The organism is Pseudomonas sp. 2995-1 (genome assembly GCF_002742505.1).
Classification (GTDB): Bacteria; Pseudomonadota; Gammaproteobacteria; order Pseudomonadales; family Pseudomonadaceae; genus Aquipseudomonas; species Aquipseudomonas sivasensis.
Map to the genome: position 1 here is coordinate 1 of NZ_LJSA01000334.1, position 263 is coordinate 263.

Consider the following 263-nt stretch of genomic DNA (forward strand, 5'->3'; position numbering starts at 1 on the left):
GGTGAAATTACAGAATAGGTGGAGTTTTCTAGCATAAAGATACGATCTCCTACGCCTAATGCAAGGGCACCACCACTTCCACCTTCACCAATTACAACACAGATAATAGGAACCTTAAGCCCTGCCATCTCAACTAAGTTTCGAGCAATAGCTTCACTCTGTCCCCGTTCTTCTGATTCAATACCTGGGTCAGCCCCTTTTGTATCTATAAAACAAATGATTGGTCTTTGAAATTTTTCAGCTTGTTTCATTGAGCGCAAAGC

The 263-nt window shown here is 41.8% G+C and carries 1 protein-coding gene; it reads right to left on the reverse strand.

Annotated elements, in window-relative coordinates:
- Positions 1 to 263: carboxyl transferase domain-containing protein (locus AOA61_RS12515; RefSeq protein WP_305886522.1), on the reverse strand; the 263-nt coding region annotated here is incomplete at both ends.